The following is a 16,130-nucleotide window of genomic DNA, read 5'->3' as shown; positions in this document are numbered from 1 at the left end:
CCCCGGGCACGGCCCGAAGTGTGTCGCGGCAGCGGGACGGACCCTGGACCTGTCTTAGCGCACGGCGACGTAGTCACCCGCAGCGTTGATCGCCGGGGTGGTGGAGGTGCCGGCGAAGCTGTAGCGCCAGTAGCCGGAGGCCGACGCCTTGACCGTGGTCTTCAGGTTGCCGGTGCTGTTGGTCTTGATGGTCTTGATCGTGGTGTAGGTCTTGCTGTTCTTCTTGCGGAACTGGAGCTTCACCGGCTGGCCGGTGTAGCCCTGGTACTTGAAGGTCTCCCAGTTGGCCCGCGAGAGCTTGCCCTTGACCGTGAGGGTCTTGCCCTTCTTGACCGGCTCGGGCGCGGCGTCGACCGTCAGCTTGGACGCCCGCTGCACGCGCACGGTGCTGTAGGTCTGCTTCTCGGTGACGTCGACCCCGTTGTCGGCGAGCGCGGCCGTCCAGACCTTCCAGGTACCGGCCAGGGCGTTCTTGTACAGGTCGTAGCCGGGCTTGATGGTGAAGGTCAGCTTGCACGTCGAGGTCGTCTTGTTGGCCTTGGCGCACTTGGCCTCGTCCTCGTTCGGCACGACCAGCCCGTCCAGGCTGGCCTCGGACGCCAGGCTCTTGCCGTGCCAGAGGGCGACGAAGGCGTCGGAGACGCCGGAGGGGTGCGAGGCGGTGACGGAGACCGAGACCTTCTTGGCAGCGGTGGTCCCCAGGACGATGCTCTTGCCGCCGTTGACGACGACCTTGGAGATGACCGGGCCCGACATGGCCGCGGCCGCCGCGCGGGCGTTCTTCGGCGCGCTCTGCGGGGCGGCGTCGAAGATCTCGGCGGCCGACGTCGGGAGGTGCGGCAGGTTCGCGGAGTCCTCCGCGTGGGCGGCCGGGACGGCCAGAGCGGACAGGGCCAGGGCGCCGGAGACGGCGGCCACGGTGGCACGAATACGCATGTGTTTCCCCAGTGGAGAAAGGCCCCGCGGGCACGTGGTGCGGCCCGGGCGGGGCTCGTTCGTCTGTGAGCCTGATGACTCGGCAGAACAGACCTGTGAAGGTTGTGAAGGGTTGTATGACGAACGGAGAATTTCTCGCGAAACGCGTTTACCCGCCGACAGCGCCCGACCCGGCCGGACACCCGGCCGGGTCGACGAGGGGATGCGCCGGCCCCACCGGGACCACCGCGCCGGTCAGGTGGCAGCGGGCGCAGCCGGCTGACCGTGAGAAGGAGATCAGACCGTGTCGAACTCCCCCGACCTGACGCCCGCCACGAAGGAGGCGAACGCGTCGGCGGGAACGGCCAGCACCGGACCGAACGGCCGCTTCGAGTCACGAACGGGAACGATCCCGGTGGCGGAGGCATGCGCCGGAGCCCACTCCACACAGGAGCCGCCGCCGCCGCTGTACGAGGATTTCATCCAGCTGAGGGATTCGATGGTCACAACATGCCCTTTCGTGCCTGGTGGATCACGGCCAGGGACTCGGCCTGCGAGAGCGCCTCCGTCTGTAGCTGATGGTAGGCCCTCAACAGGGGCAGTACCGAAGGGGATTCACGGTCCAGATACCCCCGGTCTGGGACTCGACGTACGCAACCACGGAACGGTCCGTCAGCGTCAGCAGGTTCACCAACCGGTTGAAGGGCTGGCGCTCCCCCATGGTGAACGGAGCGATCTGGAGCGAGGTGTTCGGCCGCTCGGCGAACTCCAGCAGATGCGCCAACTGCCGGTCCATGACGTGCGGTCCGCCGACCATCCGCCGGATACAGCTCTCGTCCAGCACCGCAATGATCAGCGGCAGAACGGGCCGCGACATCGCTGACTGACGCCGGGTCAGGACATCGACCCGTTCCGTCGCCTCCTCCTCCGTGAGCGCTCCCCGCCGGACATACCCCCTCTCGACGGCCGCCGCGTATTCGCACGTCTGGAGCGGGCCCGGGACCAGGCCGACCTCGAACAGCCTGATCTCGGTCGCCCGTCCTTCGAGGTCGACGTATTCGGGGAAGCCCGCCAGCAGCACGCCGTGTTTGATCCCGCGCCACTCGCGCTCGAACGACTCGGCCGTCCCTCCGGTGCCGAAGGCGGCGTCGACGGCAAGGGAGAACTTACGGGTTGGCGGCTTGTTGCCGGTTTCGACGCTGGAGACGTGACATGCCGAGTACCCCACTCGCGCGGCGAGGTCTTCCTGCTTCCAGCCGCGCGACTCGCGTACGCCGCGCAACCGCGCTCCATAGGCCGCTTCCGCGCCCGCGTCGGGGTCCAATTCCTTGAGATTTACCACTGTGTGCTCCGTGTCTGCCATGTTGATGACAGGCCGGACCCAGGTCACACCGGATCGACGTCACACCGGATCGGCTCGGTAAGGAAATCACTACCGAGCGTACTGATCCGGGTGGCCCGTTGCCGAATCATCCGGGAAGAACTGCCCCTGGGCACACGGCCGGAGGTCTCTCACGCCAGGTCTCCGCGACCACCGCTCAGGGAGCGGGACCGGCCCCGCTCCGAACGGTCCGGTCCCGCGCCCGGGGCCGCGCCCCACGCACGCCCCTCCGCGCGTCAGTCGAACCAGCGGTCCCGGGCCAGTTCCTCCGTGCGGGACGGGTCCTCCAGCAGGGCGGCGACCTCGAAGCGGCGCGGCCACTGGCCCGCCGCCCAGGCGAGTCCGGCCGCGACGCCTTCGAGCGTGGCGGCGTGCACGGTGCCGTCGGGGGTGCGGCGCCAGTCCAGCTCGACGCCGCCCGCGCGCAGTTCGGCGTGTTCGAGGTACGTGTCCGGGGTGCCGGCGCCGAGCAGGACCCGCACCGACTCGGGTACGCGGTGCTCCTCGCCGTCCGTGGTCACCTCGGCCTCGACGCTGTCGCCGAGCCTGCGCACCTGGAACAGCTCGGCCAGTTCGGCCGCGCACGCCGGGGCGACCGGGAGCAGCGGGAGCCCGGCGGCCAGCGGCAGCAGGTCCGGGGCATCCGCGATCACGGCGTCCGCCGCGTCGACGACCCGTACCTCGCCGTCGACCACGGCCCGCAACGCGTCCGGGAGGGTGACCTGTTCGGGGTCGAGGTCGGCCAGTGCCGTGTACAGCGCGTGCAGGTGTACGGGGTCGACCGCGCGGTCCTCGTCCGCGAGCCGCCCGAGGAGTTCGGCGGCGCCGCCCGGCTCGTCGAGGAGTGCGGCCACCGAGGTGCGGACACCCAGGGCGCGCAGCACCTGCGCGTCGTCGAAGCCCGTCGCGTCGACGGAGTCGTACAGCCCGGCGAGCCGTGGATCGCCGGACGCGGCGCGCAGGCCGGCCGGACGGCGGCCGTCGAGCACCGGGTGGTCGCGCAGCCACCATGCGGTGTAGGGGCGGACGGACTGCGTGGTGCCGTCGGGCAGCAGCACCCGGACCGGCTGGGTCAGCGCGTCCCGCAGCGGCGGACGGGCGAGCATCGCGAGCGCCTGCGGCCAGGCGTCGTCGTCGACGAGGTCCAGGTCGCGGACGGCGACGATCTCGGTGGCGACCGGCGGCACCGGCGCGTCCGGCAGCCGGTCGAGGACGTCCTCGCACCACACGTCCACGGCGTCGAGCAGTCCGGCATCGTCGGGTTCGGCGAAGTCGCCCTCGCGGGGCTCCAGTTCGTCGGGGTCCAGGACGACGTCGGTGGCCCGCACCAGGGCGAACGTCGCCAGCACCCCGCAGGCGGTGAGCGGCTGTTCGCCCCACTGGTCGGCGAGTTCCCGTTCGCAGTGGGCGAGTTCGCCCTCCCGCATGACCGCGGCGAACGGGCTGCCCGGCAGCACGAGTTCGCCCGCGGGGGCGAGTTCGCCGTCCTCGTCGGGCAGGGCGAGCGCGCCGAGCCAGGGTTCGTCGCCGGGGGCGAGTTCGGCGTCCCGCACCAGGGTGAGGACGGTCTCGGCGAGTTCGTCGGCGCTCGGCGCGTCCTCGTCCCAGATCTCGCCCGCGTCCAGCGATCCGGCGACGGCGGCCCGCACCTGCGGGGTCGTCAGCACGGCGCGCGGGGTGGCGGGCAGGGCGCCGAGCTTCTCCAGCAGCGGGTGGGCGGCGTCCGGGTGGGCGACCTTCAGCCCGAGCCGGGCGAGCCGTTCCAGGACGGGGCCGGTGAGCGCGTCGGGGAGCGGCAGCAGGACCTGGCGGGGGCCGATGGTGGTGCGGGACGTGGCCGGGGGCTCGGCGTCCGGTGTCCCGGGCGTACCGGCCAGCGGGACGGGCAGGCCGGAGAGGCGGTCCGGGTCGATGCCGGACAGGCTGTCGTAGAGCCGCCGCCACCAGCCGGGGTCGCGTTCCAGTCCGGCGAGCCGGTCGATGGCCTCGGTCAGCGGGACGCGGGCGACACCGAGGGTGCGCAGTTCGCTGCGGCGTTCCAGCCCGGCGGGCAGCAGGCACGGCAGGACCTCGGCGAGCACGCGTACGGTCTCCGCGCCGACGCCCTCCAGGACCTCGGCCTCGATGGGGCGCAGCGCGGCGGTGGTCGTTTCCCGGATGCCGTCGGCGTCCCAGGCGTCCCACCGGTCCGCGCCCTCCGGCTCGACAGCGGTACGCGGGGCGGCGGGCTCCAGGAACGCGACGCGCGGCAGCCGCCCCAGGATCGCCCCGCGCAGGGCGCCGTCCAGTTCGCCCCTGCCGAGCGGTCCGGGCACCAGGTCGATGGTGTCGACGGACACCGGCCGCCAGTCGGCGAGCAGTTCGGCGTACGCGTCGGCGGCGCGCTGCACCAGGAAGTCGGTGAGCGGGCCGGGCGCGGGGTGACGGCGGGTGGTGTCGAGCGGCAGCGAGGCGATGAGCAGTGCGGGGATGCCGAGGGGCTCGTCGGTGGGGGTCGGCGCGTGGACGACGGGGGCGGTGCGGGGGCGCACCGGGGCGCCCTCGGCGTCCACCGGGACGGCCCAGGTGACCGACCAGTGCGGGCGCAGCCGCTCCTCGCGGGGCCGGTCGGCGAGCAGGGCGGCGTCCACGGGGCCGTGGTGGGTGCTGGTGCGCCAGCGGTGCGTGCCGTGCGCGGAGTCCTCGATGTGCGTGTACGGGCCCTGCTGGGTGCGGCGCAGCGTCCGCACGCCGTCCGGAGTTTCGATGACGACCTCGTCGAGGCCGCGCAGGGTGAGCAGCAGTGCGTCGTCGACCGCGGCGAGCAGCCGGACGACGAGGTCCTCGGCGCCGCCGTCGCGCAGCGGGAGGACGACGACGGTGTCGTAGCCCTCGGGCGCGGTGCCCTCGGCGGGCAGCGGGAGGCGCAGCAGGGGGACGTGGCCGTCGCGGCGGCGCAGTTCGTCGCCGAGGCCAGGGCTGGCGGCGGCGGTGCGGGCGGCGAGGTCGCGGGCCTCGGCGAGGGACCAGCGGATACCGCCGTGCCTGCCGATCACGGCGGGTTCGTCGCTCACCGCGAGCACGGCGGCGAATCCGACGCCGAACCTGCCGACGGCGCCCTCGTGGCCCTCGCGCTTGGCGGAGGCGCGCAGGGTGGAGAGCGATTCCACGCCGGTGGCGTCCAACGGGGCGCCGGTGTTGGCGGCGGCGAGCACGGCGGGGGCGTCCGGGGTCGCGGCGTGCAGGGTGAGGCGGAGCCGGCCGGGCACATCGGCGCGGGCGGCGGCGTCGGCGGCGTTCTGGGCGAGTTCGACGACGAGACGGTCGCGGTAGCCTCCGAGCGCGAGCTCCTCCTCGGCGTTGGCATCCTCACGGAACCGGGCGGGGCCGGCGCCCCAGGCGTCGAGCACCCCACGCCGCATCCGTGCGGTTCCGAACGGATCGGCCCCCTCGGTCGCATTCATGCTCACGCTGTGACTCCGCTCTTTCCGGTTGAGCGCCCCGTGCCGCCGATGAGAGCGCCCCGTGCCGCCAAGTGTGCGCCCGAAGGTACCGGGTCCTCCCGTCGGGCCGTGCCGCCCCTGCCGCGCTTCGCCCGGTCGGCAACGGGCGCGCCGCGCCGACGGGCTCCGATGGACGAGAAAACGCCTGCTCACGCGCCGGTGGCGGGACGCCCGGCCCGGACGTGCGGCGGCCGCGTGCCGACCCGCGCGGGCGCTCCCGCGCCGCCCGCACGGCGCCCGTCACCGCCGAGGTGTGCTCGGGCGTACGAACGGACGCGACCCGCGCGCCGCGTGCTCCGGGTCAGGAGCGTGCCCCGGGTCAGGAGCGGCCTCGCGCCCCGTGCACCCCGCGCCCCGCGCCCCGGGTCAGGAGTGGCCGAGTTCCTCCGTCGGGGCGTCCGGCTCCGCCGGGACCGAGCCGGAGTCGCGGGCCGGGCGCAGCGGGTACTCGTCCACCCGCATGGTGTCCAGGGCGTGCGGGGCCGGCTTCGGGGGCTTGGGCATCACGGCCGCTTCGGAGTGGCCGCCGCATCCGTACGAGAGCGAGACGACGTGCCCGTCGGCCGGGCCGAACTCGTTGGCGCACACGCCGAAGGCCTGCCGCAGCGAGCCCGCGAGCGGCACCAGGAACGCGCAGGTGACGCAGGAGGCCGGGGCGGCCTGAGCCATCGGCGTCTTCGCCCCGAACGCCTCGTCCCAGCGGTCGGCCGCCTGGTGCAGCCCGTACCGCGACAGGACCCGCGCGCGCCGCATGCCGAGTTCGTCGGCGACCGCCGCGATCGCGCCCCGGCCGGACGTCGCGGGCCGGGTCGTCAGCTCCGCGTCCTCCGTGTCGACGAGGTCGGCCATCTCCCGCGAGACCTCGGAAACCGCGGAGTTCGGCGGCGGCTCGTCCTCGCCGGTGTAGCCGGGCTCCAGCCGGAGGTCGTCCGCCTCGGTGGGCAGCAGATCGCCGGGGCCCATGTCGCCGGGGCGCAGGCGCTCGCTCCACGGCACCCACTCCGGGGCGAGGAGCGCGTCGCCGCCGGGCAGCAGCACCGTCTCGTCGAGGGTGACCTTCTTCGCACGGGACGCCCGGGCGACCGTCACCGCCCAGCGCCAGCCCCGGTATCCGGGCAGGTGGCACTCGAAGAAGTGCGTGACGACCCGGTCCCCCTCGGCGATCACCCCCACGTGCTCACCGACGACCCCCGGCGCGGCCGCCTCCTCGGCCGCCGCGCGGGCGAGGTCCACCGCCTCGACGCACAGGCGATCGAGGGCAGGGGTACGGGCCGAACGGCTTCGCGTCGTCGCAGCACTCACAGGTATCGCTTCTCTCCATACGCCAGTCTCACGGGCGCGCCTGCACATCCATCGATTTCGGCCGTGGCGGGTGCGGGCGGAGCGGACCTGGGGGCCGCGTCGACGTCCGCACCCGTCGTGCCTGCCTCGGGCGCACCTTCTGCCATCCATTCTGCGGGATCGCCGATAGGCGCGCGGCCGAGCACAACCGCCGGTGGCGCGCTACGCACGCTACCCCCTTCATCGTCCCCCGCCCACCTGCCCGTCCGGAACCGGGGGAGACCGACGGCAACCGGCCACTGACCCGACAGGGCCATGTGCGCCCGTGCCCCGGTCCGACACCGGTTCGTGACCACCCCGGCTGGGGCACTATGACGGGGTGGCTTCCGCCCGGTCGCACCAGGATTCCGGCCCGTTCCGCAGGACGGGCCGGGCGGTCGGGCGTGCCCTTCGCGCCCCGTTCACCGGCGCCGCGCGATCCATCCGCAGGGCGACGCATGCCCACGGCGCCGGAGAGTCAGGGCTCGGCAAACTGATCGAGTTGCACGCCGTGAACGGCGCGGGCGATGTGATGATCACGGTGGCGCTGGCCTCGACGGTGTTCTTCTCCGTGCCGACGGACGAGGCGCGCGGCCGGGTCGCGCTCTACCTCGCCGTCACGATGGCCCCCTTCACCCTCCTCGCGCCCGTGATCGGCCCGCTCCTGGACCGCCTGCCGCACGGCCGCCGCGCCGCGATGGCCGGGGCGATGCTGACCCGTGCGGTGCTGGCGCTCGCCATGTCGGGCGCGGTCGCCACGGGTGGGCTGGAGCTGTATCCGGCCGCGCTGGGCGTGCTGGTCTGCTCGAAGGCGTACGGGGTGGTGCGCAGCGCGGTGGTCCCGCGACTGCTGCCGCCGCGCATCTCCCTGGTGCGGGCGAACGCCCGGGTCACCCTGGCCGGACTGCTGGCGACCGGGGTCGCCGCACCGATCGGGGCGGGGCTCCAGCTCATCGGGCCCGCCTGGCCGCTGTACGGCGCGTGCGCGGTCTTCGTCGGCGGGACCGCTCTCGCGTTCACGCTGCCGCCCGCGGTCGACTCCGCGAAGGGCGAGCGGAAGGCCCGGCTGGTTCCGCCGCCCGGGGCGACGCCGCCCCGGGCGGAGCGGAACGGATGGCGGTGGGGCCGGGCGGGCAACGGGGAGAGGCGGCCCGGACTGCGGTCCGTGGGCCCGTCCGTGCTGAACGGGCTCCGGGCCAACACGGCGCACCGCGCACTCTCCGGCTTCCTGATCTTCTTCCTGGCCTTCCTGCTGCGCGACCAGCCGCTGGCCGGTCAGAACGCCGCGGTCTCGCTCGGCATCGTCGGCGTGGCAGCCGGGATCGGCAACGCGCTCGGCACCGCGATCGGGTCCTGGCTGCGGTCCCGCGGCCCGGAGGTGATCGCCGCCTCGGTGCTGGGCCTGGCGCTGGGGGCCGCCATGCTCGCCGCGCTGTTCTTCGGCACCGTCACGGTCGCCGTGCTGAGTGCGACGGCGGGCCTGACACAGGCCCTGTCGAAGCTCTCGCTGGACGCGGTGATCCAGCGCGACGTGCCCGAGGAGGTCCGGACGTCGGCGTTCGCCCGGTCGGAGACGGTGCTCCAGATGGCGTGGGTGGTCGGGGGCGGTATCGGCATCCTCCTGCCCCTCAACGGCGTACTGGGCATGGCGGTCGCCGCGGGCATCCTCACCCTCGGTGCCGCCACGTCCGTACGGGGGCTGCTGGGCGCCGCGCGGCACGGCTCGCCGCACCCCCGCGTGGCGTGAGCCGGGGCGACCGATAGCCTTCGGCCCATGACCGTTGCGTTCTTCTCCGGCAGGAGCCGCCGAATCGGCGTCGCTCTCGGTGCCGTGTCCGCGGGACTTCTCGTCCTGTCCGCCTGCGACAAGCCGACGCCGCTCGCGACCGTCACGGTCGGCGGCAACTCGGTGAACACCGAGGCGGCCTGCTACAACGACGGCAAGGCCATCAAGGCGTCCGACATCAAGAGCTGCCTCAACAAGAAGGCGGAGAAGTCCGTCGAGGTCGGGATGGACGACAAGGTCCGCTTCGGCGTCGACCCGGAGATCGCCGACCGCGGCTGGACCCTGTTCATCAACGGCCAGCAGGCCGAGCAGGAGCCGTACAAGAAGACCTACCGGTCCATCCCGGGCAGCGCCTTCTTCTCCAGCCAGACCGGTGAGACCACGGACAGGACGCAGGTCAGCATCGTGGAGACGAGCGGCAAGAACCTCACGGGCATCTGGCACTTCGAACTGAAGAAGTCCTCCTGACCCCGCCCCCGCCGGCCCTCCCGAACCGAACCCGGTGATCCGCCCCGTGCGTGTGCTCGTCGTGACCGCTGTCCCCGCAGAGCGGGACGCGGTCACGCGCGCGTTCGGGGACGGGGGGCGCACGTCCTCGCACCATGCGCCCGGCACCGGGTTCCACCGGGTGGACGCCCCCGGCGGCGCCGGGTTCGTCGATGTGCTCGCGGGCGGCGCGGGCCCGGCCGCCGCGGCGGCCGCCACCGCCTTCGGCCTGGCCGCCGCCCACCGGCCCGGTCCGGACGCCGCCCCGTACGACCTCGTCGTCTCGGCCGGGATCGGCGGCGGGTTCGCGCCCGCCGCCCCGGTCGGCTCGCTCGTCGTCTCGGACCGGATCGTCGCCGCGGACCTGGGGGCGCAGACCCCCGACGGTTTCGTGCCCGTCACCGCGCTCGGCTTCGGCCGGGACGTGCACCTCCCGCCCCGGTCGCTGGTCCGGGAGGCGGCTGCCGCGACCGGCGCGCTCGCGGCCGACATCCTCACCGTCTCCACCGTGACGGGGAGCGCGGAGCGCGCCGCCGCCCTGCGCGCCGCGCACCCCCGGGCCGCCGCCGAGGCCATGGAGGGCTTCGGGGTGGCCGAGGCCGCCGAACGGACCGGCACCCCGGTCCTGGAGATCCGGGCGGTCTCGAACGCCGTCGGCCCGCGCGACCGCGACGCCTGGCGCATCGGTGACGCGCTGGCCGCACTCACCGGGGCGTTCGGGAAGCTCGTCCCCGTACTGGAAGGTTGGCCCCACCATGACCGGAACAACGTCTGAGCCGCTGGACATCGCGTTCTCGCCGTGCCCGAACGACACCTTCGTCTTCGACGCCTGGGCGCACGGAAGGGTCCCCGGCGCACCCGCCCTCGACGTCACCTTCGCCGACATCGACATCACCAACGGCATGGCCGAGCGCGGCGAGGGCGACGTCCTGAAGGTCTCCTACGCGGTGCTGCCCTGGGTGCTCGACACTTACGCGCTGCTGCCGTGCGGCGGGGCACTGGGCCGCGGCTGCGGGCCGCTCGTCCTCACGAGGGAGCCGGGCACCGACCTGACGGGCCGGACCGTCGCCGTGCCGAGCGAGCGCTCCACCGCGTACCTGCTGTTCCGGCTCTGGGCGGCGGAGGTGGTGCCGGGCGGCGTCGGCGAGATCGTCGTCATGCCGTTCGACGAGATCATGCCCGCGGTGCGCGACGGGAAGGTGGACGCCGGTCTCGTCATCCACGAGGCCCGTTTCACGTACCGGAACTACGGGCTGCACAACCTCGCCGACATGGGCCGGCACTGGGAGGACACGACCGGGCTGCCGATCCCGCTCGGCGCGATCATCGCGAAGCGGTCGCTGGGCGCGGACACGCTGAAGCTGCTCGCCGAATCGGTGCGCACCTCGGTACGGATGGCCTGGGACGACCCGGCGGCGTCACGCCCCTACGTGCTGGAGCACGCCCAGGAGATGGACCCGGCGGTGGCGGACCAGCACATCGGGCTGTACGTCAACGAGTTCACCGCCGACCTCGGCGAGGACGGCTACGCGGCGATCCGCGGGCTGCTGACCCGCGCGGCGGCCGAGGGGCTGGTACCGCCCCTCGGGCCGGACGCGCTGTCCTTCGTCTGAGAGCCCGGCGGGCGGCCTCCGGTCGGAAGCCGGGAGGTCCCGCGCCGGGCGAACGGTTCTACACGTCGAGTTGATCGGCGACCGCGCGCAGCAGGCCGGCGATCTTCTTGCCGGCCGCCTTGTCCGGGTAGCGCCCCCGCTCCAGCACCGGTGTGATGTTCTCCAGCAGGGTGGTCAGGTCCTGCACGATGGACGCGAGTTCGTCCGGCTTGCGGCGCTGCGCGGCCGCGACCGACGGAGTCGGGTCCAAGACCGTCACCGACAGGGCCTGGTCCCCACGCTGACCTGCGACGACACCGAATTCGACCCGCTGGCCGGGCTTGAGTGCGTCGACACCGTCGGGGAGCACGGAGGAGTGCACGAAGACGTCGCCGCCGTCGTCGCGGGAGAGGAAGCCGAAGCCCTTCTCGCTGTTGAACCACTTGACCTTGCCAGTCGGCAAAGCACGCACCCCATCTCAACCCGTATGCCGGAACAAAGCCATAGCAGGTCAGGCTATCCAGTGGTGCTGCTCCCCTGCTGGCAGCAGCCTCCCCAGGGGAGCCTCGCCCGTCAAGCCTGATCATCCGGACCCTGTCCGGAAACGATGCCTCCGGCCGCCGTCGCCCGCGGGCCGGTCCCGCCGCCGTCGGGAACTACCCTGGCGGGGTGAGTACTACACCTCCTGGCGCGGGTGACCGGCTGGTCCGGTTCGGCGCGATCGTCTTCTTCGTCGGTGCACTGGCCACACTGGTCACGATGGCACCACTGTTCCTCGGCACGCGTCCGCTCCCGTCCATCGCGTGGTCGTTGTGCATGCTGATGGGCGTCGGCTTCCTGATCGCCGCCGCGGGCGTGGTCCGGTCGGCCCGCGCGGGGTCGCGGGAGCGGTAGCGCGTCAGCGGCGGGCGGAACGGCGGCTCAGCGACCGACCGGCGGGCACCGGGCCGTTCACGGCCGCGCGCCGACCTGATGAACACCACGCCCATCACCGGTCCGGCCGCACCCCCTCCGCCAGGAAGGACACCACGCACGTCGTCGCGGTCGGTACGACGGCATGGACCGTACACTCGGCCGTGGAACGCGGGTGATCGGTTGTCGGCGACGCCTTCCGTACCGCGCCGCCCGGGTTCAACGCGCCGCGTACGTCTTCAGCCAGGACGGGAACTCCGTCAGGGAGGAGAGGACGACGTCCGCCCCCGCCGCGCGGAGTTCGGCGGCGTCGCAGGGGCCCGTGGTGACCCCCACCGACAGGGCTCCGGCCGTACGGGCGCCGCGCACGTCACCGACGTGGTCGCCCACGTACACGGAGGCGCCGTGCTCGCGCAGCGCGCGGGCCTTGGCCTCCGCCCACAGGCTGCCGACGAGCACGTCGGGTTCCATTCCGAGGTGTATGAGGTGGAGTTCCGCGCTGGGGCGGTGCTTGGCGGTGACCACGATCGTCCGGCCGCCGCGTTCGCGGATCGCCGCGAACGACTCCCGGGCGCCCGGAAGTGCGGGCGTCGGCGTGATGGCGTGTGCGGGGTAGATCTCCCGGTAGCGGTCGGCGGTGGCGGCCACCGCCCCGGCCGGGAACCAGTTGCGCAGTTCCTCGTCGACGGGCGGGCCGAGCCTGCTCACCACCAGGTCGGTGTCGATCGGCGTCCCGGTCTCGGCGGAGAGCGCCAGGTAGGCGGCCTTGATGCCGGGGCGGGAGTCGATGAGCGTCATGTCGAGGTCGAAGCCGACCGTCAGTGCCGTCGGCGGGGGCGTGGGCTGGTGTGCGGGCATGCTCCCCATTGTCCCGGCCCCGGTCACCGGCCCGGTGGCGGCCGTTTCACCGGACCCCGTGAAGGCCGGTGGGGCCCGGTGAAAAGGCCCGCAGGACCCCGTGAAAGCCAGCAGGGCCCCGGTGAGGGCACGGAACCCCGGTGACGGCCCGCGGAACCCCGGCGATGGGCCGTCGGGCCCGGCGGGGCCCGGAGCTCGCGGGGCGGTTCGGTGCTCCCCGTGCCCCGGGCGCTCCCGGGTGCTCCCCGGTACGCCCCCCTCGGCCCGTGGAACACCGATGCTTAGACTTAGCCAAGCCTAACTTTGCTTCGCCGTCCGATTGGGTCCGATGTCAGCCGCCGCACCACGCCGCACCAGACGCGCACTCGTGACGGCGGCGGCCGTTGCCGCGCTGCTGGTCGCGGTACTCCTCAGCCTGGCCGTGGGGGCCCGCACGATACCCCCGTCCGAGGTGCTCGACGCCCTGCTGCACGGCGGGCACTCCCAGAACGCCGAGGTCGTCCGGGGCATGCGGGTGCCGCGCACCGTGATCGGGCTCATGGTCGGCGCCGCCCTGGCCCTGGCGGGCACCGCGCTCCAGGGCATCACCCGCAACCCCATCGCCGATCCCGGCATCCTCGGCATCAGTCAGGGTGCGTCGGTCGGCGTGGTGCTGGCCATCGCGTACGCCGGTGTCCACACCCTGACCGGGTACGTGTGGTTCGCCTTCTTCGGGGCGGCGGCCGCGTCGGTCGCCGTGTACGCGATCGCCTCCAGCGGGCGCGGGGGCGCCACCCCGGTGAAGCTCGCCCTGGGCGGGGCCGCGATCAACGCACTGCTGGTGTCGGTGACGACGGCGGTGCTGACGACCAAGGCGTCCGCACTCGACGAGTTCCGCTTCTGGCAGGTCGGTTCGCTCGCCGGGCGGGAGGCCGAGGTGGCCGGGCAGATCTGGCCGTTCCTGCTGCTCGGCACCGTGCTCGTGCTGTCGGTGGCGCGCGGTCTCGACGCGCTGGCGCTCGGCGAGGACGTCGCGAAGGGGCTCGGGCAGAAGGTCGCGACGGTGCGGATCGTCGGCGGCGTCGGCGCCACCGTGCTGACCGGTGCCGGAGTCGCGGCGGCCGGGCCGATCGCGTTCATCGGACTCGCCGTCCCGCACATCGCCCGCGCGGTCGTCGGCACCGACCACCGCTGGGTACTGCCGATGGCGGCGCTGATCGGGCCCGTGATGCTGCTGGTCTCGGACGTCGTCGGCCGTGTCCTCTTCCCGCCGAGCGAGGTCCCGGCCGGGGTGATGACCGCGCTGATCGGTGTCCCGTTCCTGGTCGCGCTGGTCCGTCGGAAGGCGGTGCCCGCATGAACGCGCAACAGGCCGCGGACACGCAACGGGCGGTGGACGCGCGGCAGGCGGTGAAGGTGCGGCCCAGTGGGTACCGGGTGGTGCGGATCGGGGCACGGGGACGGTTCCTGCTGCACCGGCGGGCCGCTGTGGTGGCCGCCGGGCTCGTCGTGCTGCTGGCCGGACTCTGCGTCGCGTACCTGTGCGTCGGCGAGAACTTCGTCGCGCCCGGCGAGGTCGTGAGGGTGATCCTGGGGCAGCCGTCCCCGGACGAGCTGGTCGTGGGCACGCTGCGGCTGCCGCGGATGACGGTGGGGCTGCTGGTCGGCGCCGCGTTCGGGGTGGCCGGGGCGCTGATCCAGACCGTCGCCCGCAACCCGCTGGCCAGCCCGGACATCATCGGCATCAGCCAGGGGGCGAGCGCGCTCACGGTCGGCGCGATGACGTTCGGCATCACCTCGTACACCGTGCTGCCGTACCTGTCCGTCGTCGGCGGGGTGGCCGCGGCGGCGCTGGTCTACCTGTTCGCCTGGCGCGGCGGGCTGCACGCCACCCGCTTCGTGCTGATCGGCATCGGCTTCGCCATCGCCCTGAGGTCCGTCACCACCCTGTTCATGACGAAGGGCGACTACCTGGTCGCCCAGCAGGCGCAGATCTGGATGACCGGATCGCTCAACGGCCGCGGCTGGTCCGAGGCCGCCCCGATCGGCTGGACGCTGCTGGTCCTGCTGCCGGCCGTGCTGTGGGCGGCGCGGGCGCAGCGCACCGTTTCGCTGGACGACGACACCGCGACCGCGCTCGGGGTGCGTCTCGGGCGGGTCCGGCTGGGGCTCGTCGCCCTCGGTGTGGTGCTGGCGTCCGTGGCGACCGGGACGGCCGGGCCGGTCGACTTCGTGGCCCTGCTCGCCCCGCAGATCTCCCGTCGGCTGACCCGCACCGCGCAGATCCCGCTGCTGTGCTCGGCGCTGATGGGCGCGGTGATCGTGGTCTTCGCGGACCTGCTGGCACGCAGGCTGTTCTCCCCCACCGAACTGCCGGTGGGTGTCCTCACGGCGGCGGTAGGCGCCCCGTATCTGATCTGGCTGATCATTCGCGGTCACGGCGGCGGTCGCGGTCGCAAGGGAGGTACCGCATGAGCTCGCCCCGTACGTCCGAGAAGTCGGACGCGTCCGACACGCCCGACGCCTCCGGCACCGCAGCGGCGGCCGCGAGCGGCCGACTCGTCGCGCGGGGGCTGACCCTCGCGTACGAGGACCGCACCGTCGTGCACGAGCTGGACCTCGCCGTGCCCGACGGCCGGGTCACCGTGATCGTCGGCCCGAACGCCTGCGGCAAGTCGACCACCCTGCGCGCGCTGGGGCGGCTGCTGCGGCCGAGCGGCGGCGCGGTCCTCCTGGACGGCACGGAGCTGTCGAAGATCCCCACCCGGCGGATCGCCCAGTCCATCGGGCTGCTGCCGCAGACCCCGGTGGCCCCCGAGGCGATCACCGTCTCCGACCTCGTCGCCCGCGGCAGGCAGCCGCATCAGCACTGGTGGCAGCAGTGGTCGGAGGAGGACGAACGGGCGGTGACCGACGCGATGGAGCGCACGGACGTCACCGCGCTGGGCGACCGCTCGGTGGACGAACTGTCCGGCGGTCAGCGGCAGCGGGTCTGGATCGCGATGGCACTCGCCCAGGAGACCGATCTGCTGCTGCTCGACGAGCCGACCACGTACCTCGACATCGCGCACCAGGTGGAGGTCCTGGACCTGGTGCGGCGGCTCACCGCCCCTGCGGCGGACGGCACCCGCGGCCGGACCGTCGTCACCGTGCTCCACGATCTCAACCAGGCCGCCCGGTACGCGGACCACCTGGTCGCGATGAAGGCGGGGCGGATCGTCGCCGAGGGCCGCCCGGAGGACATCGTCACCGCGGAGCTGGTGCACGAGGTCTTCGGCCTGGACGCGGTGATCGTCCCGGACCCGGTGACCGGCTCGCCGCTCGTGGTGCCGGGCGCTCCCTGGCAGGCCGCGCCGACGCCGTGAGCAGCGCCCCGTGCCGTTCCCCGCTGCTGCCGGATACCCGCGCGCGGCGGCCGG

General features: G+C 73.5%; 14 protein-coding genes and 1 pseudogene. 8 read left to right on the top strand and 7 right to left on the bottom strand.

What is annotated here, in order from left to right; all coding sequences use genetic code 11:
• Window positions 1-54: 54 nt before the first annotated feature.
• The 5 genes and pseudogenes from ACFC79_RS08225 to ACFC79_RS08205 form a co-directional block, all read right to left on the bottom strand.
• Window positions 55-936 (bottom strand): DUF5707 domain-containing protein, encoded by an 882-nt coding sequence (locus tag ACFC79_RS08225; RefSeq protein WP_376236771.1) that lies wholly within the window; start codon window positions 934-936, stop codon window positions 55-57.
• 276 nt (window positions 937-1,212) lie between these two features.
• Entirely contained in the window at window positions 1,213-1,398 is a 186-nt protein-coding gene (locus tag ACFC79_RS08220; RefSeq protein WP_376237489.1) for a DUF397 domain-containing protein, read from the bottom strand.
• A gap of 20 nt (window positions 1,399-1,418) precedes the next feature.
• Window positions 1,419-2,257, bottom strand: a pseudogene (locus ACFC79_RS08215) (helix-turn-helix domain-containing protein).
• A 275-nt stretch (window positions 2,258-2,532) separates the two neighbouring features.
• Window positions 2,533-5,739 (bottom strand): sacsin N-terminal ATP-binding-like domain-containing protein, encoded by a 3,207-nt coding sequence (locus tag ACFC79_RS08210; protein WP_376237487.1) that lies wholly within the window; start codon window positions 5,737-5,739, stop codon window positions 2,533-2,535.
• A gap of 405 nt (window positions 5,740-6,144) precedes the next feature.
• A complete protein-coding gene (locus tag ACFC79_RS08205; protein WP_376236769.1) occupies window positions 6,145-7,080 on the bottom strand; it encodes a DUF3027 domain-containing protein in 936 nt (311 codons plus the stop codon).
• Window positions 7,081-7,438: 358 nt separating this feature from the next.
• On the opposite strand from ACFC79_RS08205, the gene ACFC79_RS08200 reads away from it, so the two are divergent.
• The 4 genes from ACFC79_RS08200 to ACFC79_RS08185 are packed head-to-tail and all read left to right on the top strand — an operon-like array spanning window position 7,439 to window position 10,983.
• On the top strand, window positions 7,439-8,845 hold the full coding sequence (locus tag ACFC79_RS08200) for an MFS transporter (protein WP_376236767.1): 1,407 nt from the start codon (window positions 7,439-7,441) through the stop codon (window positions 8,843-8,845).
• Between the two features lie 27 nt (window positions 8,846-8,872).
• The gene (locus tag ACFC79_RS08195) at window positions 8,873-9,352 is read left to right on the top strand and encodes a DUF2771 domain-containing protein (protein WP_376236765.1); all 480 of its coding nucleotides are present in this window, start codon (window positions 8,873-8,875) and stop codon (window positions 9,350-9,352) included.
• 46 nt (window positions 9,353-9,398) lie between these two features.
• Entirely contained in the window at window positions 9,399-10,145 is a 747-nt protein-coding gene (locus tag ACFC79_RS08190; protein WP_376236763.1) for a futalosine hydrolase, read from the top strand.
• Window positions 10,126-10,983 carry a 1,4-dihydroxy-6-naphthoate synthase gene (locus ACFC79_RS08185; RefSeq protein WP_376236761.1) on the top strand — a complete coding sequence of 286 codons (858 nt, stop codon included), beginning with the start codon at window positions 10,126-10,128 and terminating at the stop codon, window positions 10,981-10,983. The genes ACFC79_RS08190 and ACFC79_RS08185 overlap by 20 nt, the downstream gene beginning before the upstream one ends.
• A 58-nt stretch (window positions 10,984-11,041) precedes the next feature.
• Here the strand turns inward: ACFC79_RS08185 and ACFC79_RS08180 are convergent, their stop codons facing one another.
• Window positions 11,042-11,425, bottom strand: coding sequence for a cold-shock protein (locus tag ACFC79_RS08180; protein WP_376236759.1), 384 nt, complete (start codon window positions 11,423-11,425; stop codon window positions 11,042-11,044).
• A gap of 206 nt (window positions 11,426-11,631) precedes the next feature.
• Here ACFC79_RS08180 and ACFC79_RS08175 point away from each other — a divergent pair, with 206 nt between their 5' ends.
• Complete coding sequence (locus ACFC79_RS08175) at window positions 11,632-11,856, top strand: hypothetical protein (RefSeq protein WP_376236756.1); 225 nt, start codon at window positions 11,632-11,634, stop codon at window positions 11,854-11,856.
• Between the two features lie 237 nt (window positions 11,857-12,093).
• Here ACFC79_RS08175 and ACFC79_RS08170 read toward each other — a convergent pair whose 3' ends face one another.
• Entirely contained in the window at window positions 12,094-12,732 is a 639-nt protein-coding gene (locus tag ACFC79_RS08170; RefSeq protein ID WP_376236754.1) for an HAD family hydrolase, read from the bottom strand.
• Between the two features lie 328 nt (window positions 12,733-13,060).
• On the opposite strand from ACFC79_RS08170, the gene ACFC79_RS08165 reads away from it, so the two are divergent.
• Genes ACFC79_RS08165 through ACFC79_RS08155 form a run of 3 tightly spaced genes read left to right on the top strand, consistent with a single transcriptional unit; the run spans window position 13,061 to window position 16,076 of the window.
• Window positions 13,061-14,071 carry a FecCD family ABC transporter permease gene (locus ACFC79_RS08165; RefSeq protein ID WP_376236751.1) on the top strand — a complete coding sequence of 337 codons (1,011 nt, stop codon included), beginning with the start codon at window positions 13,061-13,063 and terminating at the stop codon, window positions 14,069-14,071.
• A complete protein-coding gene (locus ACFC79_RS08160; RefSeq protein WP_376236749.1) occupies window positions 14,068-15,186 on the top strand; it encodes a FecCD family ABC transporter permease in 1,119 nt (372 codons plus the stop codon). The genes ACFC79_RS08165 and ACFC79_RS08160 overlap by 4 nt, the downstream gene beginning before the upstream one ends.
• Window positions 15,183-16,076, top strand: coding sequence for an ABC transporter ATP-binding protein (locus ACFC79_RS08155; protein ID WP_376236747.1), 894 nt, complete (start codon window positions 15,183-15,185; stop codon window positions 16,074-16,076). The genes ACFC79_RS08160 and ACFC79_RS08155 overlap by 4 nt, the downstream gene beginning before the upstream one ends.
• Window positions 16,077-16,130: the final 54 nt, after the last annotated feature.

It is taken from the genome of Streptomyces sp. NPDC056061, from assembly GCF_042266885.1.
GTDB lineage: Bacteria > Actinomycetota > Actinomycetes > Streptomycetales > Streptomycetaceae > Streptomyces.
Note: the sequence above shows the minus strand (reverse complement) of the source record. Positions and strands in the feature narration are given on the sequence as shown.

Excerpts from the sequence above, each read along its gene's own strand:
- ACFC79_RS08160 (WP_376236749.1), top strand. The coding sequence starts at position 14,068 with ATGAACGCGCAACAGGCCGCGGACACGCAACGGGCGGTGGACGCGCGG.
- ACFC79_RS08225 (WP_376236771.1), bottom strand. The coding sequence starts at position 936 with ATGCGTATTCGTGCCACCGTGGCCGCCGTCTCCGGCGCCCTGGCCCTG.
- ACFC79_RS08185 (WP_376236761.1), top strand. The coding sequence starts at position 10,126 with ATGACCGGAACAACGTCTGAGCCGCTGGACATCGCGTTCTCGCCGTGC.
- ACFC79_RS08165 (WP_376236751.1), top strand. The coding sequence starts at position 13,061 with ATGTCAGCCGCCGCACCACGCCGCACCAGACGCGCACTCGTGACGGCG.
- ACFC79_RS08155 (WP_376236747.1), top strand. The coding sequence starts at position 15,183 with ATGAGCTCGCCCCGTACGTCCGAGAAGTCGGACGCGTCCGACACGCCC.
- ACFC79_RS08220 (WP_376237489.1), bottom strand. The coding sequence starts at position 1,398 with ATGAAATCCTCGTACAGCGGCGGCGGCGGCTCCTGTGTGGAGTGGGCT.
- ACFC79_RS08195 (WP_376236765.1), top strand. The coding sequence starts at position 8,873 with ATGACCGTTGCGTTCTTCTCCGGCAGGAGCCGCCGAATCGGCGTCGCT.
- ACFC79_RS08210 (WP_376237487.1), bottom strand. The coding sequence starts at position 5,739 with ATGAATGCGACCGAGGGGGCCGATCCGTTCGGAACCGCACGGATGCGG.
- ACFC79_RS08170 (WP_376236754.1), bottom strand. The coding sequence starts at position 12,732 with ATGCCCGCACACCAGCCCACGCCCCCGCCGACGGCACTGACGGTCGGC.